The organism is Endobacterium cereale, from assembly GCF_009617585.1.
GTDB classification, from domain to species: Bacteria; Pseudomonadota; Alphaproteobacteria; order Rhizobiales; family Rhizobiaceae; genus Neorhizobium; species Neorhizobium cereale.
On record NZ_WIXI01000039.1, the window covers coordinates 178244 to 198444 of the forward strand.

A 20201-nucleotide genomic window follows, 5' to 3' on the forward strand; every position below is an offset into this window, starting at 1 on the left:
CCAGCCCTACAACCGAGGAGGAGGACGAAGCGATGTCCAGACCAAGACTAAAACGTCTGACGGCGACCGCGGCCCTCGTGACGGTGCTTATGGCAACGTCCGCTGGCGCTCAGGATCAAGGAATGGAGGAACCGCGGATCGAACCTGAAGCCGTCGAAGCGCTGAAGGCGATGGGCGAGCACTTGCAGTCGATGCAATCGTTCAAGATCACCGCACGCACGACAGCCGAGGTCGTCCTGGAAACCGACCAGAAACTAGAGATCGGCAGCGAGGCGACCTACGAGGTGAAGCGGCCGGATCGGCTGCGCATCGATCTCGCAACGGATGTCGTCCACGGCGAACTCGTCTACGACGGCAAGACCCTGGTCTATGCATCGCCCGACCAGAAGGTCTACGCGCAGGTTCCGGCCCCCGCGACAATCAAGGAAACACTCGAACACGCGGCGCAAAAGTACGACCTCGCCTTCCCCTTGGCTGACTTGTTCGCCTGGGGTACGCCGGACGCGCCGACCGATCTGATCAAGGAAGGCTTCCTTGTCGGACACGCCTTCGTCAACGGCAAGGAAACGGATCACTGGGCGTTTCGAGGTCCTGACCAGGATGCCGAGATTTGGATCGCGACGGAAGGCAGCGCCCTGCCTTTGAAGGTTTCGCTCGTCGACCGCGACGACATGACGAGACCGCGTATCACGACGGTTCTCGAGTGGACCGAAAACGCCGAGATCGCCGACGACGTCTTCCAGTACAAGCCGGAGGAAGGCACCGAGAAAATCCGCTTTCTGAAGGAGGCAGGCAAATGAGGAAGCCAGGTATCCTGTTCAGCGCTCTTCTCGCGACGGCGCTTATAGCACCGCAGATCGCAGAGGCCCGTGGCGGCTTCGGCGGGCGGATGCCGCGGATGAACTTCGGCGGTGGGGGAATGCATGCAGCAGGCATGCACCACTTCAATGCGCCGGTGCACATGCAGCCACGCTTCCACCCCGTTCAGCATCCCCCGCACGTTATGCACCCGCGCCCACCGCACCCGCCGGGTCCAGGACCGGGGCCGCATCCCTCCGGGCACCATCCCCATCCACCGATGCCAGGTCCGCACCCTGGCCCGGGACCACACCCGCCAGGCCCGGGTCCCCGCCCCTTGCCACCTCCACCCCGGCCGCTACCACCGCCACCTCCGGGTCCGTACTGGCCGGGTTATTGGGGCCCAGCCGCCGCGTGGGGTGCCGCAACTGCCGCCACCGCCATTGCCGTTGGAACAGTTATCGCCACGCTTCCACCGGAATGTGTCACGGTCGTCGTGAACGGGGTCAGCTACCGTGACTGCGGCGGACGCTGGTTCGAACCGCGATACGACGGGCACACGGTCGTTTACGTCGCCGTTGCCGCCCCGAGATGAACTCACGGCTCCGGCGCAACGCCGGAGCCGTTTCGGGTATCTGCGTAAAGATACCGGGAAGCTCCGCTGATCGACAGGAGGCCTGATGTCGGCCGAAGTTCTCGACGACGACGAGCGGCTCCGCATCATGCATGGAGGCCCGTTCTACGATCTTATGGCGAACATCGGTTTGCGCAAGCGCGGCTGGAGGGCGCTGGTCCTGATGAACCTGTGCTGGGTAATGCCCGCCCTGCTACTTTGGCTGGGTCGGGATGAAAGCGGTTTACAGCATTTTCTTCGTGACTGGGGTGCCTGGTCGAAGTTTCTCATCGCCCCCGTTCTTCTGACGCTTGCCGAGAAACCAATCGGCTTTGCGCTGGATGAATGTATTTCGCTAATTTTCCGCATACCAGTCGTGGCAACACAATCGATGCAGGATGCCCGAAAGGCGCTCGCCAATGCGAGGTCGCAGACCTCGGCAGTTCTTCCGGAACTGGCGTGCCTACTGCTGGCGCTCATGGCCACGGGCATCAACGCGGCAAACTTCACCTACGGTTCGGCACCTGCCTGGGCGATCAATAACGGAACGTTCACACGGGCGGGTCTTTGGTCCCTCGTCCTCGGAAACACGATCTACTGGTTCTTGCTGACCCGCCTCGTCTGGAAGCACGTCATCTGGTTGCGCTTCCTGTCAAACGCCGGGCGCTGGCATCTCCGCCTCGCAGTCACTCACCCGGACGGGCATGCAGGTTTGGGTTTCCTCGGGTTTTACCCGGCAGGCTACAGCCTCTTCGTTCTGGCCGCGAGCGCCGTCGTCGCGTCAGGAGCGGGCCACGTCATGCAGCGGGAGGCCGTCACGCCGCTTCTCTTCACGGCTGTCTGCGTTGCATGGCTGAGCGTTGTCCTGGTGTACTTCGCCATCCCACTCGTGCCATTCGGCACGCAGGTCGCCCGATTGAAACGAAAAGCGATCTTGATGAGCCTGAGACGAGCCATGGCCTTCGAACGGTTCAAGGAGCGCGAAGCCCTGGAGACAAATCTGTTCGAAGACGAAGCCGAGGACAGGGGTATCGTTATGAAGGATGTGAAGCCCGTCTATCTTGCCGCTCGGAACGTTTCCGCTCTTCTCGTCAACCGCAGGAACGCGCCGGCGGTCTTTATCCCTGCCCTGGCCCCGTTTGTTGTCGTGGGAGGATCATACCTGCCGTTCTCTGAACTGGGACCGATTATAAAACGGCTTCTGCTGCTATAAACCATTCCATACCTTTGCCCCCTGATCCGAGATTTTAGCGTTCGAAGACAAGGAAGTTTTCCCACGATCGAATCCTCAACAGGATTTTCCGGATCAGCGCGAATTCACTCCAGTGCGACGTGTATATCGCGACCTCGGCCGTCGCGCCTCCCGGCAGCTCGAATGCGGAGAGATCGTCCATTGGTTCAAGGACAGCAATGACGCGGCCAGGGCCGAACGATGCGGTGGGAGACAGAAGAGAGCCAGCAGGCTCGAGTTGGCCTTCCGCCATGAACTTCACGATTTTCGTGACGCGCGCTCGGAAAACTCGTCCGGGCACTCCGGCGAATGCGATTTCCGCGTCGTCACCTTCCGCGACCCGCTGCAGCGCGACCTGGTCGAAGGAGGCTGCAAAAATCTGTCGGTCGGTGTGGATGAAGGTCATCACTGGCTTAAGCGGCAGCGAGACCGCCATCATTCCGGGATGCAGGAACACCTGTGCGGCATACCCGTCGGTCGGAGCCCGGTAGACGCTCTGCTCGAATTCGAACTTCGCCCGTTCGAGCTCTGCATCGAGCTGGGCGACATTGGTGTCGATCCCGTCGATCTGGCTGTTGGCGGCGAGCCTCGCCTGCTCGGCCTGCGCGGTTGCAGCTGCAAGGGCAGCCTCCGACGCGAGATAGGCATTTCTCAGGTCTTCCACCTGTTCGGCCGAAAACGGCGACATGCGCGGGTTCCGATTGGCCGCCGCGTGACGATCGTAGTCGCCTTTCGCCTGGTCGCGGCTGGCGGCGGCCGACTGGACGGAGGCTTGCGCAGTACGCAGGGCCGCCTGACGCTCGGCCACGTTCTGGCCCGCATCAGCAAGAGCGGCCTGCCGCCGCCGTACCATGTACTCGAACGGTCTGGGGTCAAGCCGGAACAGCACGTCCCCCTTTTTGACTGCCGTATTGGCGAGGACCGGAACTTCGACAACCTGTCCGTTGACCGCCGGGCTAATCGGTGTCGCATAGAAATAGATGCGTCCGTCCTTGGAGAAAGGATGGTTGTAGTTCATCACGACGAGAATGGCGCCGATTAAAAACACACCTCCGACCACGGCCGTCGTCGCTGTCCATTTAGTGAGCGGAACCCGAAGGAATCGGAACGCGACAATGCACACCGCGCCGTAGATCAAGCAAAGAAGCGTCGTCATGTCGGTTCCCGGCTTTCCTCAAGACGTCGTTCGATCTCCGTCACACGCGCGTCGAGCGTTTGATTTCCGGCCCCCCAGCCACGGTCCGGGCGCCAAGCCATCGCCCATATCCACAAAAACGGCCAGATGGCGTGCAGGGTGAACAAGCTCACCCACCCTGCCGCCATGATGGCGTCCTGGTGAGGATGGTTGCGGCGCCTGGCGATCTCGTAGGGGATGTCGTGGATGGCGACGATCCCGTAGATAAACGTCAGCACGACGAAGATCAGCACGCCAAGCGAAAGATAGTCCAGCCACATAAAGAGGGCCTCCTTTGCCGTTTGGAGCGCCCTGACTTTGCCAGAGCGCTCCAACCGAGTTGACTATTCCGTGCGCTCCACCTGCGGAGACTTCCATTCGCCGGACAGCAGCTCCGGCTTCGGCAGGTAGTACCGCATCGCCATCATGAACGGTCCGGCGGGGGCCGGCAGCCAGTTGGTTTCCTTGTCGCCACCCGGGTTGTCGTGCTGGATGTAGATGGTCAGTCCGCCGTCCCTGTCCTTCTTGAGGTTTGGCAGCATCGGCGAGTTGACGAGGTAGCGGTCTATCGGATTGTCGACCAGCAACTGGCCCGGAAGGTCGTACATGGTGAGCGACCAGAAGGCATTGACGGGCGGGAAGTCACCGCCCTTGAACCGTAGCGCGTACTTGCCCTTCGACCCGTCCAGCGCCTCGCCCTTGTCGTCCTTCTCGTAGATCGGATAAAGCGCTTCTTCTTTCGAGTTGGCGCCGATCCCAACCTGCGTGCCGGCAGCGCGTGCGACGTAGTCGTTTTTCAGGAACTCGCGTGTGCCGAACAGATTGGCGCTGTCGCCTTTCAACGTCTCGCGGAGATCATCGATCTGCTTCTGGCCTTCCTTCATTCCATCCGTCAGAGCGGCCTTCATGTCCGGTGACAATCCGGCGACATCGAACTTCTCGCCTGCCTTGAGGCCGAGCTGCTCGAAACGCGCGCGGATCGCAGTCTCGGAGGGGTGCGTCGGCGTGAACTGCAGCAGGAACGCCATCACGTCGAAAAACTCCGGGTTGGTCTTCTGCTCGGCAGGAGCGATGGGCCTGATCCATTCCGTCTCGGGTAAGGGCAATGCGGGTTTGCCCTCGAAGACGGACAGGGGCTGGAGCTTGTAGCCCGCCTGGATTTTCTTGACGTTCTCTAGATCGTCGGCGTTGAAGAGCTGCGTGCGACCAACCACGTTGACGAACTGCGTTTCCGACCGGATGACCTTTGTGATGCCGTCTGGCGCTTCGCCTTTCCAGCCCGGCCCGGCGATCAGGAACTTTCCGCCGCCATTCCCCGTCGTGCGGGTTCCGATATAGTCGAAATTGAAGGTGTAGAGGTCCATTAGCTGAAAGACGAAATAGCGGTCTTTCTCAATCTCGGGGACGGTGATGACCATCGGCTCCGCGCGGAGATCGAGACCCATGAACGTGTAGGGCGTATCTGAATTGGGCGTCACGAAGCCCTTGTCATCAGGTGTGAACACGCGCGCGATGTTAAGGACGCTATTGAACGGGCCTTTGTATTCTGGGCTTTTGGTGTTCACCGAAAACGCGTAAATCGTTGCGTAGTCGCTTACCATGGGCACGCCGTAGACATAGGCTTCCTTGGCGATTTCGGTTGCCTGGCTGCGATCCAGCTCGGCGGCGAATGAGGGAAAGGCGGCCATAAGCCCGAAGGCCAGGCCACCGAACGCGCGGCGGGTGATCATGCTGGTCTCTCCTTGTTGAGGATGCCGGATCATGACGATCACCAGAACGCGCGGGAAGCATGTTACAGTAACAACGGCGCTGTTACGTCGGTGTTACGGTTACATCCTTGCCCGGAGGAACAGACGGTAACAGGGTGTCGGCTTCAACAGGAGCCGAAACGATGTTCAGAGAGATGAAGATCGCCGCGGGGCTGGTGCTTGCCCTGTCGTCGTTTGCCCACGCCCAGATACCCACGCCCGAGGAGGTCCGCGAGATCGCCAAGGAGGCTTATATCTATTCCTATGCGCCAATCGCCTCCTATGGCACGTGGTCAAAGCAGGCGACGATGCCGGATGCACCCGAATATGTTGGCGGCTTCAACACGTTCCGACACTATTCAGAAGCCTTCACGCCGGACAACAAGGACATCGTCACGCCAAACAACGACACGCCCTACTCCTGGGCATGGCTCGACCTTCGCAGTGAACCGATCGTGTTGAGCGTCCCGGCCGTGCCCAAGGACCGCTACTACGTCATGCAGCTGATCGACCTGTTCACCTACAATTTCGGCTATGTGGGTGTGCGCGCGACTGGGTTCGAAGCGGGTAGCTACTTGATAGCAGGGCCAAACTGGAAGGGTGAGAAACCACAGGGAGTCTCGCAGGTCATCCAGGCCGAGACCGAGATCGTCGGCATCCTCGGTCGCACCTCGCTCGACGGGCCGTCCGATGTCGAAAACGTCAAGGCGATCCAGGCACAGTACAAGCTGACGCCGCTGAGCGTCTTCGCCAAAACCACGCCGCCCCCTGCTCCCGCGAAAATCGCCTTCCCGCCCTATGATCCGAACAAGGCCATCTCGCACGACTTCATCGGCTATATCAATTTCCTGCTTCAGTTTGCTCAGCCGACAGTGCCTTCCGAGAAAGAGCTGATGACGCGCTTTGAGAAGATCGGGATCGCGCCTGGGAAGGCATGGGATGCTTCTCGCGTAGATGCCGCTGTCCTTTCCGCGATCGACCAGGGTGTCGAAGACGCAAAGGCCGAGATGGCGCAGGTCGCAAAGACGACGCTCAGCTCCAACGGTCTCTTCGGCCCTCGTGAGCTGCTGAAAGACAACTACATGATCCGTGCCATGGGCGCAGAAAAAGGCCTGTTCGGCAATTCGCTCGAGGAAGCCTGGTATGGCGGTTTCGTCGGCGATGGCAGCAAGCAGACTATGCTGCATTTCCCCGCCGACCAGTTACCACCCGCCAAGTTCTTCTGGTCTCTGACTCTGTACACGCTTCCCGACCGCCTCCTCTATGCCAACCCGCTCCAGCGGTATTCGATCGGCGACCGAACAAAGGGCCTCGCCTACGGCAAGGACAAATCCCTGACCATCTATCTCGGTCACACTTCTCCCGGGAAGGACAAGGAAGCGAACTGGCTACCGACCCCCGACAGCAAGTACAGCCTTGTTGCCCGTGTTTACGGGCCGGAGAAGGCAGCAATGGATGGGACGTGGAAACTGCCCACACCGACCGAGGCGAAATAGATCGGTTCACCTTAGTATCAGAGCAACGTACCGGCCGGCGTCTGTCGGCCGGTCGACGGCGTTGGTGGTAATTATCGCCTTGAACGGATGCGAACCTACGACCCAATATACTTAGCTTACGTCGCTGAATTTGCTCATCGTCCCCAGATCGACCATCAGGCCACCATTCGTGCCTAAGGGCTCCATTGCATTGCCCGACCGGGAGCGACCGGGCAATGCTTGTGTTTGTCAGTTGATTTCGCCTGCCGGCGACAGGATGTATCGAATATCCGAGGGACCAGTCCAAGCTTCGGTAACGGCAGTGAGGGGCAATGTTGTGACGGGGATGTCGAATTTTGCCTTACTGGTTGCGGCGAGGAGCTCACCTGCACCAGCAATCAACTCTCGGATCGCAACGCTGCCGATGCCGCTGCCCAACAGTTCGAGACCTGAGCTGCGCAAAGCATCGCCACGAAGGGGGATCTCTGCGCCGGCTGCAGTACCAAGCTGGACATACCGCACCCTCGGTTCGCCGGTTCTGGAACCACGGTTCCTGGTTGCAGCAGCTATAACGCGACTTGCCGGTTCGCCCCACAGAAAATCGAGCACGACGTCGACACCCAGGTCAAATTCGGCGCGAAGGGCTACGTCGGCACTTCCATCTAGACCAATGCGCGACTGAACATCGAGCTGGTCCAACGCCGTTTGATTGCGGCCAACTGCGATGATCCTACCGGCCCCGAAATGCCGCGCTATCTGCACCGCCATGCTCCCAGCAGCCCCCGTTGCGCCGTTAACGAGAACGGTTGCTCCTGGCTGAAGGGGCGCTCGACGCGTTAGGGCAACCCAGGATGCGAGGCCACCGGTAGCGACGGCAGCAGCGCGTGTGTTTGATAGCTCATCTGGAACGGCCACCATCATTTCGTCCGATACCAGCGTGAGCTCGCCCATGGAGCCAAACGGGCTCTTAGGGAACAGGAAGTACACTCGTCGGCCTTGCGGGTCGGTCCCGACACCATCAACGCCCGGCACGAAATCCGCCTTGTCGCTGCTGGTATAGTGCCCGCCTGAAGCTAAAGCTTTAACGATTGGGCTCAACGGCGCCGCGTTGACGCGGACAATTGTTTCACCTGTGCCTGCGATTGGGTCCCGGAAATCACCGTATGCGGGCGATTTACCGAAATCTCTAACAATTGCTGCCTTCATCTCCGAACTCCTTATCGAGAATTTAGCGGTTGTTCGGAGGTGTAAGTAACGCATGTGTCTGGTACGTTCTCTAGCCAAACGTATCCATTTTCTTTTCGATCGTACCAGCTCATGGACCCACTTTCTGAAATTCTTTCGCTTTTGAAGCCTCGCAGCTACATCACCGCCGGGTTCGATGCTGGAGGCGATTGGTCGCTTCTGTTGGATGATCTCGCCGGTCGTATCAAATGCTATGCAGTTATCGATGGGAGTTGCTGGCTGTCTCTGGATGAAGCAGAGGCCCCCGTCCAGGTCGTGACAGGCGATTGTTTTGTATTGCCGAGTGGGCGCTCCGTAAGGATTTCCAGCGACCCTGCAATGGCGCCAACACTAGCGAGCAAAGCCTTAACGCCTGACCGAGACGGAGAGATTGTCACATATAACGGCGGCGGAGGTGTGCTGCTGACTGGAAGTCGGTTCGAGGTGAGCGGGCGGCACGCCGATCTGCTCCTCAGAACTCTGCCTCCGATATTGCATCTTAGGGCGGCCGTAGACCAAGCGGCGCTCCGTTGGTCGATTGACTTGATGATGCAGGAACTCCGCGAGGCGAAGCCGGGTGCATCGCTCGTGGCACAACACCTCGCGCATATAATGCTCACGCAAACGCTGCGGCTTTATCTCGAAACGCATTCGAGCACTGAGATCGGACTATTCGCTGGCCTCGCCGATCCCCAGGTTGGCTCCGCAATCAGGGCCATCCACGCAGATCCAGGCCGCGGCTGGGCGCTGGAAGAGCTAGCCAAGCATGTCGGCATGTCACGTACCGCTTTCGCCCGACGCTTTAGAGAAAAAACCGGCGAAACGCCGGTTGCTTATCTCACACGCTGGCGGATGATGCTGGCCGCTGAGCAACTCTTAATCGGAAGAGATTCGTTGGCGCATATCGCTCGCCTTGTCGGTTACGAATCCGAGAACGCACTCAACACGGCGTTCAAGAGAGTTATGGGGCAGTCGCCGCGACGCTACGCAAAAGCAGTACATGGCCGTCCCCTTTTCGAGCGGCCGCTCGATATTAGCCGATGACAAGCAAGAATGCGGAACACCAGTCGACAAGATCGCGATGCTCGTAATGGCAAGTTAGGTGCGTTCATCCGTTCACCGCTTTTCCCCCGTCGTTCCAGCTGAAGTGGCAAACCATTCACGTCGACGAAGCGCGTGTTCTTTTGCATCGGTACGTTCTTTTTTCATGTCTGACCGGACATCGATAGGGTCGATATTTGCACCAACTCATTCCGGATTGGTTAGCGCATCTAACCACGTTGGTTAAGAATGGGCAGATTGTCCACCGTTTCTGCCCTTATATGCTAGTCCTCACGGAACCGCGGCGGTTGCAAACAGGGAGGTAAAACCATTGCAGTGATTGTTAGTCAAAACTCCCAAGCTCGCATCGCACACTATCGCGCACCCACCTCACTTATCGCCGATTGTGTATCAACGGAGAATGGCGGAGCCGATGAAAGCCGTTGGCAGCTCGAAGCTCGGTGGTCCAGATACAAGTTTAGTCGGCTGGTCTTGGTACATCCACGTGACCTTATCGGCCATGTCTTTTTCTACGACGGTAAAGCGTTCGGCAAACCGTCAGTCGTGTAAAACGGACCGACGCGGATGCCAGATGGGGTTTCGCACTGGCAGGACGCTCAAGACCGGTTGACAGCAATCTGATTGCCTCCATGCGTGCACAGTCTACTTCGGTTCGGCAGTGCACGTGACGGCTGGAAGATCGTGCGCGAGCACAACGTCTCCCGCAAAATCGCCCCGGCCTCACCCTCGTCAGATTTTTCTGACGAGCCCGAAAACGGCTGCTGAGTTAACAAAAAACGTAACCCTATGGCAGCCGCTTGAAACTCTCGTGCAATGAAAGGAACGAACCCTATGATTACGTCTTCTTCATCCATCATCCGCCTGTGCGGAGCAATGATGATGACCTCAGTATTCCTAGCGTTTATCGGGCCAGCACACGCTGAGATCACCGGTACGTCTACCGATATCGAGACGCATGAAACATCGACGGAAACTCGCAACAAGACTATAGTCGCAGAAGCGTTCGAAAAGTGGCGCTCTGGGACGTATGTTTTCGCCGCGCTGCTAGCCCCCGATGTTGTCTGGACGATCCATGGCTCGAGCCCGGTTGCGGGAACTTATCGCAGCCAGGATGACTTCATCGCACAGGCATCCTTACCCCTCACGAGCCGTCTCGCAACGCCCATCGTGCCGGAGGTTCGCAATATTTACTCTGTCGGAGACACGGTGATCATCCGGTTCAACGGCACAGCGACGACGACATCTGGTGCGCCTTATCGGAACCAATTCCTCTGGATGTTCCGGATGAAAGATGGGTTGGTCACCGAGGCAGAGGCCTTCCTTGATCTCATGGCCTACCAACAGGTCGTCGAGAACAACGAGCCGCGCGGGGAATAGCTGGCCCCATCAATCAGGCGAGGCGTGCGCGTCGCGCGCCTCGTCTGTCACAGCAATAACCAATGGATTCACAGGCAACCGTCAGGCGTGCCGAACTAGCACCCCAAAATTTAAGCGGGCGGGCGAGAATCGATCCGCTGGGGATGTACGCCGGTGCCCTTCAGCCGCCGTAATCTCACTTGAGCTGGCTGCTATGCGCCGTTGCCTTATCCAAGCCGGGCTTCTTCGTACCTGCAAGAATTAGGCCTAAAAAAGAAGGTGTCGTGCATGCGCCATACAAATACCATTACCCTACTGCTCGCTGTGGCTTCGCTGGGCGGCCTTGTTGTCGCGGCTCATGCGAAATCAGAAGATCGGACAGAGGGATGCGCTGCTAGCGGCGCGGCGAGCCCCGGCGAACTTCATCGTGAATGGATCATGGTCGGTTGGGAAAAACACCGTGGCGATCCACCGTTCGACTTTCGCGATCGGCTGGGGCGGTTTTACCACTGGGATTCCGATGACATCAGGCTTTACGACAACTTTGACCCGCAGCATCGTGTAGCGCGCAGCGCGAGCGAATGGAGTGAAATCTGGACCGGCCCCTTTGCGGCGCTTGTCGAGGCTAGGCACAGCGTTGTCGATGCTCCTGCCGTCATAGATGGCGGTAATTTGTCCGCAACGACACTCGAATTTGCTGCACGTCTAGAAACTGCGGACGGAGAAATAGTCGGCAACCGGGCCAGGACCTCATTGGTCTGGCAGTGCACTACGGATGGCTGGAAAATCATCCGTGAACATACCTCGGTCCGACTTGTGTCGCGTGAGGAAATTGACGCGCTCGTTCCTCGCTAAGGTAATCAATCTCTCCAGCGAAAATCGCGAACAGGGCGTCCCGCAAATATTTCCGCGAGTTGACCACCCGCAAAATCCCATACGTACGCGATTAGAGCTTGGGCATTTGTAGAAACTCAGACGCATATCGAAAGGAGCCGATACGGAACCGGTAAACCTACTCTATTTTTTGTTGCAGTTCTGCACCTGATCGCTTTACCAGTATTCGCGAAATCAGCAATGGCAGGGGTGGATCGACTTTATATAATGAATTGCGGGGAAGCGCTGGTTGATGATATTTCCACTTGGTCCCCAGGTGTCGATATCGGACAGGCGCGGACCTTCAGCAATAACTGCTATCTTATCCGGCACGGATCTGACTGGATGCTGTGGGATACTGGCGTACCGGATAAATGGGCAATGAATAAAGACGGCGTAGACGGCTCACCGGGAGTGCGTGGTTTCGTCCATAAAACGATCCGTTCCCAGCTTGCTGAGATAGGCGTGTCACCAGAAGATGTGTCCATATTGGCATTGTCACACGGGCATTTCGACCACGTCGGAAATGTCGAGCTCTTTACCAACGCGCGATGGCTCGTCCAGGAGATTGAGTACAATGCGATGTTGGGTCCGAACCCACGGCAGATTCGGTTTATGCCGGATCTTTACGGAACGCTCAGAAACAACCCGGTTCTAAAGCTCAATGGTGATCATGATGTGTTTGGGGACGGAACGGTCCGTATACTTTCGACGCCTGGCCATACACCGGGCCATCAGTCGCTGCTGGTACGGCTAAACAAACATGGACCCGTAATTTTAAGCGGAGACGTTGCACATTTCTCGGCGAATATGTTGTTTCGCCGTGTACCGCAATTCAACTTTGACAAAAGCGCATCTCATAAATCAATGGAACAGATACAGGCGATCGTTGATAGGGAAAATGCGGAGCTCTGGATAAATCATGATCTCGACCAGAGCTTCAGAATGCACTATTCTCCGAAATGGTATGATTGAGATTGTGTCACGGGCGACAGTGCCTTGCTCATCGTCTCACGGCATGTTTGCGATAACGACGCACTATTGCCGAGATCACACCCATCGATGCCACAATCTCTCCCAAAGACATTATTTGGCTCTTGAACGGAAAGATCCCTCGACCATCCAGTTATCGACGTCACAACCGCGGTAGCGGTGGGCATTTTGGCTCAGCTTATCCGCTGATGCTGGCCCATGCCGCCTCAGCCTATTTCACTTCAGCTGACGACGAATTTCGACGTTGCCCTAAGGCAGGTTGCGATCGTTAGCCCACCAATCAGCGAGACATGTTCCACGACGACAAAGAACTCGAATGTGCTTTGAGGCTCTTGCATCTTCCAGAATGCATGGGCAATGGGGACGGTCAGCTGAAGCAAGGTGTCGTTTTGCATTTAACCAGGTTCTTCCTCAATTTCTGTGGTTAACAGGGTATTAGCGCCTCGACCTTTATCTGCGGGAATGCGAACGCAATTAAAATGGTCACCCGGCCCCGGGGTCAAAATTCTTGGTATCACCCTTCAAGATGAAAGAAACTGGGTTGTCTCCGCTGCTGCGAAACCGGTCGGCATCTGCCCGGATTGTGGAATGCAAAGTCGGCATCGGCATGGCTGGCACCACCGCCGCCTTCGGGACTTGCCTGTTCAAGGTCAAGCTGTGAGCATCAAACTCGCACTGAACCGGTGGCAGTGTAGGCACCGGAAATGCGAGCGAAGAACCTTCACCGACAGTCTGCCCGAGATTGCTGCACCCTATGTGCGACGAACTGGGCGGATGGCTGAGATTGTGGGCTTGGTTGGCCACAGAATGGGTGGCCGTCCGGGAGAAACCTTGATGCATCGGCTCGGCATGCCGGTTAGCGACGACACGATCTTGCGGCAATTGAAGCGCAGTAATCAGGCGTCCACACAGAAAGACACTATTCGGGTTGTGGGCATTGATGATTGGAGTTGGCGGCATTCCTCGCGATACGGGACGATTATGGTCGATCTTGAGCGTCATTCGGTTGTCGATGTTTTGGAGGACCGCAGCGTCGAGAGCGCAAGATCTTGGTTACAAGAACGTCCAACGATCGAGGTCGTGAGCCGAGATCGCTGTGGTTTGTATGCTCAGGCAGCGCGAGAGGGCGCGCCTCAGGCCCGCCAAGTCGCTGACCGCTTCCATCTGGTTCAAAATCTCAGGGAGGCAATCAAGGAACAGATGAGCGTTTACGGTCATGCCAATGTCAGACCCATTCTCTCTGAAGATGCTATCGCCAGCGCCAAGTCACAACAGCGTCGTGCCCGTTTGGCGCACAGGCAATCTCGTCTGGAAATATTCGAGATGCTTAGAGCTTTGCGGCAGCAGGGCCTCACTTACAGCGAGATTGCAAGGCGGACCGGATACGAGCGCCGTAGCATCGCGAATTGGCTTACTTCCAGCGCACCTCGAGACAGAAACCGCGCAGCATTGAATCCGACATCACCACTCTATTTCGAAGCTTTCCTGGCTGATTGCTGGAAAAATGGCAACCGCGTTGGGCGCCATCTGTTTTACGATATCAAGAACCGCGGTTACACGGGCAGCCGCTCCAATCTGGAGCGCTTGCTGAAAGTGTGGCGTGAAGTCGAGAATATTCAACTCGACGAGCCGCCTCCAGAGATGGAGGTTTCCGAACCCGTCCGCGATCCTGATACGGGCCATATGATTTCCTCCGTGGTGGCCGCAGCTTTGTGCATAAAACCGCGCGGCCTGCTGACAGATCGTCAGGCCAGAAAGGTCAATGCATTGAAGCAAGGCTCTCGAGCGTTCGCTATGATGCGTGGCTTGGGCATGCGGTTCATCGGCATCTTGCGCAGCAGGGGCTCGCAGGCACTGGATGAATGGATCGACGATGCAATCGACACCGAGCTCACGGCAATCATGCGTTTCGCCAGCGTTTTGCGCCGGGATATTGATGCCGTAAGAAATGCAATCGAACTCCCTTGGAGCAACGGTCAAGCCGAATGTCAGATCAACCGCCTCAAGGTACTGAAGCGAGCGATGTACGGTCGCGCCGGCCCGGAACTGATGAGGGCGAGAATGATGCCGTTGAATCACAGAAATTGAGGAAGATCCCGGTTAACTGCCAAACGACAAGAATTCGTCGTGATGCTTGATCAGCAACCAGTTGATCCGCTTGCCGCCGTCGCGGTCGTGGCGCATACGAACAAGCACGAAGCTGCCATGCAGCCGATCGCCCTTCAGCGTGAACTTGAAATCGCCTTTCGCCAGTGCGTCTTCCGGGGACCGGTTGCCTTCCGGCTCCCAGTAGCCGCGATCCCAGAGCATCACCGTACCACCGCCATACTCGCCCTTGGGAATGGTGCCTTCGAAATCACCATAGTCGAGCGGGTGATCCTCGACCTCGACGGCCAGCCGCTTGTCGCCGGGATCGAGGGATGGTCCTCTGGTCACCGCCCAGGATTTGAACACGCCATCGAGCTCGAGGCGAAGATCGTAATGCAGCCGAGTGGCGTCGTGCTTCTGGATCACGAACCGCCGGCGGTTCGATGATCTGACTTCAACGTCTCCGCTTGGTTCTGCGGTTTTCTTAAAGTCGCGCTTGGCACGGTATGTCGAGAGGTTGTCGGCCATCGGCTCGCTAGTCCTTGAGCTCAAACGAGTGGGGCCGGCATTATGCCGGCCCCACAAACTATTCAGCGTCCAGACACGCGGATCGCCCCGGCGTCACCGAGGCTGCGTTGAACAGCCGCAATCTGGTCGGAAGCGATATCGGCCGAGACCTCGATCTCCCCTTCTAGTGCAGCGTCATCACGTGATCCGCCCTCGTGCGACGCGTCGCCACCGGAAGGCTTCGAGCCCGTTGTGTTTCGATCGGTCGCAGACTGAATGAAGATGTCTGGGCGCGAGATCCCGTGCTGCTGCACCAGGTGCTCGACGGCAAGGTCTGCTGCTTCGCGCGTATCAAACGTTGCGCGGATGGTGGTGGTACTATCGTCAGCCATGAGGCTCGCTCCTGTTTCCTAAGGTCACAGCTACAAACGCGGGGAAGAGCGGCTGGTTTCGTTGACCGACGATGATTGAAACAAACGGAACCTTACGCCTCAGCAAGTGTTCGTGGATTGAACCCAGGAGGACACCAATGACCCCGCCGAAATCCCCAGCAGTTGAGGCTCTTGAACAAGAACAAGCCCGACAGTCCCGCGATGTTGGATCTGAACTCGAGGATGGTCTCAAGTCCACATTCCCGGCCTCCGACCCGGTCTCGGCGACAACAACCTCCAACCCAACCGGGATCGCGCCGTCTCCCTCAAATGAGGTTGGCTTTGGCTCGGACGCACCGCTCGTCGATAAGGCTCTGGCAGCGACGAGCGAGCCCGAGCAGACCGATGGGACGACATTTGCATCTTCCCGCGAAGAGCTTGAAGCTCTGAAGGCGGAGATTGCGCGACTGCGGGAGAGCGCCAGCGAGATTGGGTCGGCGACGGTGCGCGTCGCGAAGGCGCAAGCCTCTGACGTACTCGTTGACCTGAAGCAGCGCATCCGTGCCAAGCCATTGCCGGCGGTTGGTATCGCCGCCGTCATCGGCTTCGTCTGGGGCATGACGCGTTGATGTGACCTCAAGGAGCGCAGACCGCCCAAAATGAACCCAAATGGAGGAAAAAATGGCCAATCCGGAAGACGATGCAAAAGGTCAATACGCGCCGTCCCAGGCGGATCCACATGCATCCGGCGTCCACAGCGCCAAGCCAACTGTAATCACCGGATCCAAGGATGCGACCGAACATAAGGTCCCGCCCGGTCAGAAAGGCCCCAAAAAGGATTGGGACATAAATTTCGATCCCGCAGAAAGCAGTTCGGAAAAAAAACGCTAGGTTACGAACTAGATTCCGAAACGTTCGCCGGAAGAGGACGCCACTATGACCGACGACAGCCCAGACCCGACCAGCGATGCTGCGCGCATCAACCCCGCAGTCGCGGACAAAGATCGCGAGAAGCTGAAGAAAGCGGCGGAGGATGGGCTGCGTGACACTGAGGGCAAATTACCCAAGGACGAAGTCTAAATCCCCGCGAATTGAAAGCGGGCGCTACTCGACAGTCCGAATGCGGCTTTTCGACCCTCGTCATAGAAGCCAGCAACGGCCAAAAATTGACTTTCGTACGACACCGTACCGTCGACACAGTATCCATATTACGACGGAACAACGTCTGCGAGATCACGTTATCGGCCCGCGCACGGCAGGGCATCACCGTGCGCGGCTTCCCGTAACTCAGGAGAACTATCATGGCAGAGAAGACCCTGGACGACCTGTTTCTCGATACGCTCAAGGATATCTACTACGCCGAGAAGCAGATCCTGAAGGCATTGCCGAAAATGGCCCGCGCCTCATAGTCCGAGGAAGGCAAGGCAGCTTTTCTGAAGCACAAGGAACAGACGGAAGGCCAGATCGAACGGCCCCAGCAGGTGTTCGAGCTGATCGGCAAGCCGGCGCGCGGCAAGACCTGTGAAGCCATCCAGGGCATCATTGCAGAGGCCGAAGAGATCATGGACGAGTTTAGGGGATCCGTTGCCTTGGACGCCGGCCTGATTTCATCCGCGCAGGCCGTCGAGCACTATGAGATTGCGCGCTACGGCACGTTGAAAAGCTGGGCGAAACAGCATGGCCTGACCGAAGCCGTCGAGCTGCTAGATGCAACCTTGCAGGAAGAGCTCGAGACCGATCAGCTTTTGACCCAGCTCGGCGAAACATCGGCAAACCCCAAGGGTTCGAAGAAGGCCGCGTAATGTAAATGGGGCCGCGCAGGAGAGCGCGGTCCCGCTACGCCACAAAGGGAGGAAGCATGGAATCCGAACCCGACGACTGGGTTGCCCGCCGGGCATACGAGCTGTGGGAACAGGCCGGAAATCCGGATGGGCAGGAGCATGAGCATTGGAGTCAAGCGAGCGCCGAGTGGGACGAAAATAGTGCGACTTCGCCCACGAGTTCCTGGGACGACCAAGCCGAATAAAGGCTGTGAACGTCCTCATGACGTCACCTGACATGAAGTGGGCCCTTCGAGTTTTTAATTCGGAGGGCCTATTTTATTTGGCATTCCAAGAGCTTCCTTGTCGCGAACGACCAAGGCTCCCAAACCCAGGATACAGAGAAGCCCGCCAAGGCGGGCTCCCTTAGTCTGTGATACTGTCGACGCTCATCGGGACTTCTTGTAAAGTTTTTCGGCGATCTCGAACATTTCCTCCGGCGCATAGTCCGGAGTGAAAGCCGATGGCACGCCGACAAGCTGCTGAATTTTACCGCCATCTGGCATCCCATCGACGACCTCGAGTTCGCCTGGAGGATCACCCGGCAGCGCGACTTCGTCATTGCTCCAGATGCCCGCAATCTCCTTGTAGTCGTTCGGGCTCCAGGTATAGAGGCGCCGATGCGATCCTTCGTCGAGATACTTTTGGCATTCGGGAATGTTGGCAAGCGGGATATTCGGGGTGGGCAGGAATTTCTTCACGTCCACTCCGGTGATTTTCTCCAGCGCCAGCGCGTAGGCATGCGCGTGAACCGACCCGCGAACAAGAAGATAGCCGCAGACCTCGCGACCCGTCGGGTCGGTCACTGTCTCATAGACCCGCAGCTTATGAAGGCGGGCGCCGCATTCCAGGTGGAAGTTGTGCAGCAGATCGAGAACGACATTGCCAGTCGTGGTGATGAAATCGTTGTTCCAGGATTGGCCGTTGCTGTTGATCGGCATCGCGCCGCCGCCGCCCGACAGAAAACTCGCGGCCAAACGGATATCTGCCATATCCTTGAACGGAGCACCGGATATGTCTCCACCGTCGCCCTCGTCACCGTCGGGGATGTCAGGCCCATTATTCAGCATCGCGACGCCGTTACTCACGAGCTCGACATGCCCGAGCTCTTCTGCCGTGATGCTGGCAACCAAGCTGTAGAAAGGCCTGAGCTTCGACTTCGAGCGGAAGTTAAACGACTGGAACATGTAGTTCCCGAGAGTCGACATTTCCCCGTATTTTCCGCCAAGCAACTCCTGAAGGGCGGCTGCAGCATTCGGATCCGCGGCTTTCGGCGCGGGCAGCTCCGCCTGGAGCTGGTCTACTCTCATAAACATGAGAATTCCTTTCGGTTGGAGACAAGCGCCCAACCTACGGCGATCGCGATAGTTCCTCAGATTATGTTAGTGTCCGATATCGTACTGGATTTAATTCGCATCACTCCAAGCGCATGACGTCCTTGAACCGAACTATGTCAGCAATATCGCCATCTTCCGTCGTCAGCTCGAATGCCTGCCCGTCGATGACATCACCACGCAAGAGCCGTTGCGCGAGAAGTTCTCGGGCGGAGTTGGCTGCTTCTTTCCGCGCAGCTTCAAGCGTTTCGAATTCCGCACCCTCGGGATCATGCGCCAGATCCTGTCCGTCTCGAATATGGAAATAATATTTCGGCATGCAAAGTGCTCCTTGTTCGAGCTGACAACATTGGAAATCGCCTAAGGTTTCGACAATCGCGGAAATATCGGCAACTTTGCCGTGACCCGGTTAAGCAAGTCCGAGATATTCGGCGCCTCTGCGACCATCGACGATCGAGGCGGCCCGCTGATATCCTACCCAGAGCATTCTGAATCCGACACAATTGGCTAAAGCTTCGCCCTGACTTAGACGAGAGATCCAGGGGGATTGAAATCACGCAGTTTGCGGCATTGGCGGCGGCACATCGCGGAACGCTTACCCTTCCAGCCGGTTAAGCCTCCGTCATTCAACGGAGGAAGATCATGACCGAAGAACAACGCCGCCCGACCCCGCCTTATCCAGAACAGCAGCAACAACCGCCTGGCAAAACCGCGTCGATGCAACCGGCCCCGGATCATGGCGAGAAATCCTATCGCGGCAATGGAAAACTCGAAGGCAAGGTCGCACTGATTACCGGCGCGGATTCGGGAATTGGCAAGGCCGTGGCCATTGCTTTCGCGCGTGAAGGCGCCGATGTTCTGATCTCCTATCTCAACGAAGACGATGATGCGGCCGACACCGCCAAATGGGTCGAGGACGCCGGCCGTAAGGCGCTTGTCATCGCCGGAGACATCACATCGGAAGACCATTGCCAGGAGCTGGTCGCGCGCGCGGTCGATGAGCTCGGCGGTATCGACATTCTGGTCAACAACGCTGCTTTTCAGCGCACCTACGGAGATATCGCCGATATATCTGCTGATGAGTGGGACACGACGTTCCGAACGAATATCTATGCGCCGTTCTTTCTGTCAAAGGCCGCCGCCCCGCATATGAAACCTGGAAGTGCAATCATCAACACGACCTCCATTCAGTCGCGGCAGCCATCGCCGCAGCTTCTCGCCTATGCATCCACCAAGGGTGCCGTTTCCAATTTCACGGCCGGCCTCGCCGAAATGCTCGCTGAAAAGGGCATTCGCGTGAATGCGGTCGCCCCCGGCCCGATCTGGACGCCCCTTATCCCGTCTACCATGCCGGCAGAAAAAGCCGCCAAGTTTGGGCAACAGACCCTGATCGGCCGCGCTGGCCAGCCTGCCGAACTCGCAGGGGCCTATGTCCTTTTGGCTTCTGAACTTGGAAGCTACATGACAGGCGCTGTCATTCCGGTCACCGGCGGCGAGATCATGATTTAATACTTCTGACTCCGAGGCCGGACGG

The 20201-nt window shown here is 57.8% G+C and carries 21 protein-coding genes and 2 pseudogenes; 14 read left to right on the plus strand and 9 right to left on the minus strand.

Annotation, left to right across the window (positions count from 1 at the left end; all coding sequences use genetic code 11):
* Nucleotides 1–32 precede the first annotated feature (32 nt).
* Nucleotides 33–800, plus strand: a complete 768-nt coding sequence (locus tag GAO09_RS09030; protein WP_153353686.1) for a DUF2092 domain-containing protein — start codon at nucleotides 33–35, stop codon at nucleotides 798–800.
* 678 nt (nucleotides 801–1478) lie between these two features.
* Nucleotides 1479–2624: a hypothetical protein gene (locus GAO09_RS09035; RefSeq protein ID WP_235938004.1), complete on the plus strand. Its 1146-nt coding sequence runs from the start codon at nucleotides 1479–1481 to the stop codon at nucleotides 2622–2624.
* A 34-nt stretch (nucleotides 2625–2658) separates the two neighbouring features.
* Here GAO09_RS09035 and GAO09_RS09040 read toward each other — a convergent pair whose 3' ends face one another.
* The 3 genes from GAO09_RS09040 to GAO09_RS09050 form a co-directional block, all read right to left on the minus strand.
* Nucleotides 2659–3798, minus strand: coding sequence for an HlyD family secretion protein (locus GAO09_RS09040; protein ID WP_153353687.1), 1140 nt, complete (start codon nucleotides 3796–3798; stop codon nucleotides 2659–2661).
* Nucleotides 3795–4097: a DUF3302 domain-containing protein gene (locus GAO09_RS09045; protein WP_153353688.1), complete on the minus strand. Its 303-nt coding sequence runs from the start codon at nucleotides 4095–4097 to the stop codon at nucleotides 3795–3797. The genes GAO09_RS09040 and GAO09_RS09045 overlap by 4 nt, the downstream gene beginning before the upstream one ends.
* Nucleotides 4098–4160: 63 nt before the next feature.
* Entirely contained in the window at nucleotides 4161–5546 is a 1386-nt protein-coding gene (locus tag GAO09_RS09050; RefSeq protein ID WP_235938005.1) for a DUF1254 domain-containing protein, read from the minus strand.
* Nucleotides 5547–5707: 161 nt separating this feature from the next.
* Here GAO09_RS09050 and GAO09_RS09055 point away from each other — a divergent pair, with 161 nt between their 5' ends.
* Nucleotides 5708–7060, plus strand: a complete 1353-nt coding sequence (locus tag GAO09_RS09055; protein ID WP_153353690.1) for a DUF1254 domain-containing protein — start codon at nucleotides 5708–5710, stop codon at nucleotides 7058–7060.
* Between the two features lie 228 nt (nucleotides 7061–7288).
* On the opposite strand, the gene GAO09_RS09060 is transcribed toward GAO09_RS09055, so the two are convergent.
* Nucleotides 7289–8245 (minus strand): quinone oxidoreductase family protein, encoded by a 957-nt coding sequence (locus GAO09_RS09060; protein ID WP_153353691.1) that lies wholly within the window; start codon nucleotides 8243–8245, stop codon nucleotides 7289–7291.
* Between the two features lie 111 nt (nucleotides 8246–8356).
* Between GAO09_RS09060 and GAO09_RS09065 the strand changes: the two genes are divergently transcribed.
* The 4 genes from GAO09_RS09065 to GAO09_RS09080 all read left to right on the plus strand — a co-directional run bounded on the left by GAO09_RS09065 (nucleotide 8357) and on the right by GAO09_RS09080 (nucleotide 12529).
* Nucleotides 8357–9307: an AraC family transcriptional regulator gene (locus tag GAO09_RS09065; RefSeq protein ID WP_153353692.1), complete on the plus strand. Its 951-nt coding sequence runs from the start codon at nucleotides 8357–8359 to the stop codon at nucleotides 9305–9307.
* An 849-nt stretch (nucleotides 9308–10156) separates the two neighbouring features.
* Entirely contained in the window at nucleotides 10157–10702 is a 546-nt protein-coding gene (locus tag GAO09_RS09070) for a nuclear transport factor 2 family protein (protein ID WP_153353693.1), read from the plus strand.
* Between the two features lie 267 nt (nucleotides 10703–10969).
* Complete coding sequence (locus GAO09_RS09075) at nucleotides 10970–11536, plus strand: nuclear transport factor 2 family protein (RefSeq protein ID WP_153353694.1); 567 nt, start codon at nucleotides 10970–10972, stop codon at nucleotides 11534–11536.
* 219 nt (nucleotides 11537–11755) lie between these two features.
* Nucleotides 11756–12529, plus strand: coding sequence for an N-acyl homoserine lactonase family protein (locus GAO09_RS09080; RefSeq protein ID WP_153353695.1), 774 nt, complete (start codon nucleotides 11756–11758; stop codon nucleotides 12527–12529).
* Nucleotides 12530–12768: 239 nt separating this feature from the next.
* Here GAO09_RS09080 and GAO09_RS09085 read toward each other — a convergent pair whose 3' ends face one another.
* Nucleotides 12769–12942: a hypothetical protein gene (locus GAO09_RS09085; protein ID WP_153353696.1), complete on the minus strand. Its 174-nt coding sequence runs from the start codon at nucleotides 12940–12942 to the stop codon at nucleotides 12769–12771.
* 67 nt (nucleotides 12943–13009) lie between these two features.
* Between GAO09_RS09085 and GAO09_RS09090 the strand changes: the two genes are divergently transcribed.
* A complete protein-coding gene (locus GAO09_RS09090) occupies nucleotides 13010–14635 on the plus strand; it encodes an ISL3 family transposase (protein WP_153353697.1) in 1626 nt (541 codons plus the stop codon).
* A gap of 30 nt (nucleotides 14636–14665) precedes the next feature.
* On the opposite strand, the pseudogene GAO09_RS09095 reads toward GAO09_RS09090, so the two are convergent.
* A pseudogene (locus tag GAO09_RS09095) lies at nucleotides 14666–15163 on the minus strand (DNA polymerase ligase N-terminal domain-containing protein); the annotation flags it as partial.
* A 62-nt stretch (nucleotides 15164–15225) separates the two neighbouring features.
* A complete protein-coding gene (locus GAO09_RS09100; protein ID WP_148148545.1) occupies nucleotides 15226–15534 on the minus strand; it encodes a hypothetical protein in 309 nt (102 codons plus the stop codon).
* A gap of 137 nt (nucleotides 15535–15671) precedes the next feature.
* On the opposite strand from GAO09_RS09100, the gene GAO09_RS09105 reads away from it, so the two are divergent.
* From GAO09_RS09105 to GAO09_RS09125, 5 genes and pseudogenes are all read left to right on the plus strand, one after another.
* On the plus strand, nucleotides 15672–16142 hold the full coding sequence (locus tag GAO09_RS09105) for a hypothetical protein (RefSeq protein WP_153353698.1): 471 nt from the start codon (nucleotides 15672–15674) through the stop codon (nucleotides 16140–16142).
* A gap of 52 nt (nucleotides 16143–16194) precedes the next feature.
* Complete coding sequence (locus GAO09_RS09110) at nucleotides 16195–16404, plus strand: hypothetical protein (protein WP_153353699.1); 210 nt, start codon at nucleotides 16195–16197, stop codon at nucleotides 16402–16404.
* A 45-nt stretch (nucleotides 16405–16449) separates the two neighbouring features.
* Nucleotides 16450–16593: a hypothetical protein gene (locus tag GAO09_RS09115; protein ID WP_153353700.1), complete on the plus strand. Its 144-nt coding sequence runs from the start codon at nucleotides 16450–16452 to the stop codon at nucleotides 16591–16593.
* A 221-nt stretch (nucleotides 16594–16814) separates the two neighbouring features.
* A pseudogene (locus tag GAO09_RS09120) lies at nucleotides 16815–17315 on the plus strand (YciE/YciF ferroxidase family protein).
* A gap of 56 nt (nucleotides 17316–17371) precedes the next feature.
* Nucleotides 17372–17539: a DUF2934 domain-containing protein gene (locus GAO09_RS09125; protein ID WP_153353701.1), complete on the plus strand. Its 168-nt coding sequence runs from the start codon at nucleotides 17372–17374 to the stop codon at nucleotides 17537–17539.
* A gap of 183 nt (nucleotides 17540–17722) precedes the next feature.
* Here GAO09_RS09125 and GAO09_RS09130 read toward each other — a convergent pair whose 3' ends face one another.
* Together GAO09_RS09130 and GAO09_RS09135 are read right to left on the minus strand one after the other, a co-directional pair.
* A complete protein-coding gene (locus GAO09_RS09130; RefSeq protein WP_148148540.1) occupies nucleotides 17723–18649 on the minus strand; it encodes a manganese catalase family protein in 927 nt (308 codons plus the stop codon).
* A 100-nt stretch (nucleotides 18650–18749) separates the two neighbouring features.
* Nucleotides 18750–18986 carry a DUF6894 family protein gene (locus GAO09_RS09135; protein ID WP_148148568.1) on the minus strand — a complete coding sequence of 79 codons (237 nt, stop codon included), beginning with the start codon at nucleotides 18984–18986 and terminating at the stop codon, nucleotides 18750–18752.
* A gap of 323 nt (nucleotides 18987–19309) precedes the next feature.
* Between GAO09_RS09135 and GAO09_RS09140 the strand changes: the two genes are divergently transcribed.
* Nucleotides 19310–20176, plus strand: coding sequence for an SDR family oxidoreductase (locus GAO09_RS09140; RefSeq protein ID WP_209018662.1), 867 nt, complete (start codon nucleotides 19310–19312; stop codon nucleotides 20174–20176).
* Nucleotides 20177–20201: the final 25 nt, after the last annotated feature.

Coding starts and splice junctions, on each gene's coding strand:
- GAO09_RS09030 (WP_153353686.1), top strand. CDS start 33: ATGTCCAGACCAAGACTAAAACGTCTGACGGCGACCGCGGCCCTCGTG.
- GAO09_RS09035 (WP_235938004.1), top strand. CDS start 1,479: ATGTCGGCCGAAGTTCTCGACGACGACGAGCGGCTCCGCATCATGCAT.
- GAO09_RS09040 (WP_153353687.1), bottom strand. CDS start 3,798: ATGACGACGCTTCTTTGCTTGATCTACGGCGCGGTGTGCATTGTCGCG.
- GAO09_RS09045 (WP_153353688.1), bottom strand. CDS start 4,097: ATGTGGCTGGACTATCTTTCGCTTGGCGTGCTGATCTTCGTCGTGCTG.
- GAO09_RS09050 (WP_235938005.1), bottom strand. CDS start 5,546: ATGATCACCCGCCGCGCGTTCGGTGGCCTGGCCTTCGGGCTTATGGCC.
- GAO09_RS09055 (WP_153353690.1), top strand. CDS start 5,708: ATGTTCAGAGAGATGAAGATCGCCGCGGGGCTGGTGCTTGCCCTGTCG.
- GAO09_RS09060 (WP_153353691.1), bottom strand. CDS start 8,245: ATGAAGGCAGCAATTGTTAGAGATTTCGGTAAATCGCCCGCATACGGT.
- GAO09_RS09065 (WP_153353692.1), top strand. CDS start 8,357: ATGGACCCACTTTCTGAAATTCTTTCGCTTTTGAAGCCTCGCAGCTAC.
- GAO09_RS09070 (WP_153353693.1), top strand. CDS start 10,157: ATGATTACGTCTTCTTCATCCATCATCCGCCTGTGCGGAGCAATGATG.
- GAO09_RS09075 (WP_153353694.1), top strand. CDS start 10,970: ATGCGCCATACAAATACCATTACCCTACTGCTCGCTGTGGCTTCGCTG.
- GAO09_RS09080 (WP_153353695.1), top strand. CDS start 11,756: ATGGCAGGGGTGGATCGACTTTATATAATGAATTGCGGGGAAGCGCTG.
- GAO09_RS09085 (WP_153353696.1), bottom strand. CDS start 12,942: ATGCAAAACGACACCTTGCTTCAGCTGACCGTCCCCATTGCCCATGCA.
- GAO09_RS09090 (WP_153353697.1), top strand. CDS start 13,010: ATGCGAACGCAATTAAAATGGTCACCCGGCCCCGGGGTCAAAATTCTT.
- GAO09_RS09100 (WP_148148545.1), bottom strand. CDS start 15,534: ATGGCTGACGATAGTACCACCACCATCCGCGCAACGTTTGATACGCGC.
- GAO09_RS09105 (WP_153353698.1), top strand. CDS start 15,672: ATGACCCCGCCGAAATCCCCAGCAGTTGAGGCTCTTGAACAAGAACAA.
- GAO09_RS09110 (WP_153353699.1), top strand. CDS start 16,195: ATGGCCAATCCGGAAGACGATGCAAAAGGTCAATACGCGCCGTCCCAG.
- GAO09_RS09115 (WP_153353700.1), top strand. CDS start 16,450: ATGACCGACGACAGCCCAGACCCGACCAGCGATGCTGCGCGCATCAAC.
- GAO09_RS09125 (WP_153353701.1), top strand. CDS start 17,372: ATGGAATCCGAACCCGACGACTGGGTTGCCCGCCGGGCATACGAGCTG.
- GAO09_RS09130 (WP_148148540.1), bottom strand. CDS start 18,649: ATGTTTATGAGAGTAGACCAGCTCCAGGCGGAGCTGCCCGCGCCGAAA.
- GAO09_RS09135 (WP_148148568.1), bottom strand. CDS start 18,986: ATGCCGAAATATTATTTCCATATTCGAGACGGACAGGATCTGGCGCAT.
- GAO09_RS09140 (WP_209018662.1), top strand. CDS start 19,310: ATGACCGAAGAACAACGCCGCCCGACCCCGCCTTATCCAGAACAGCAG.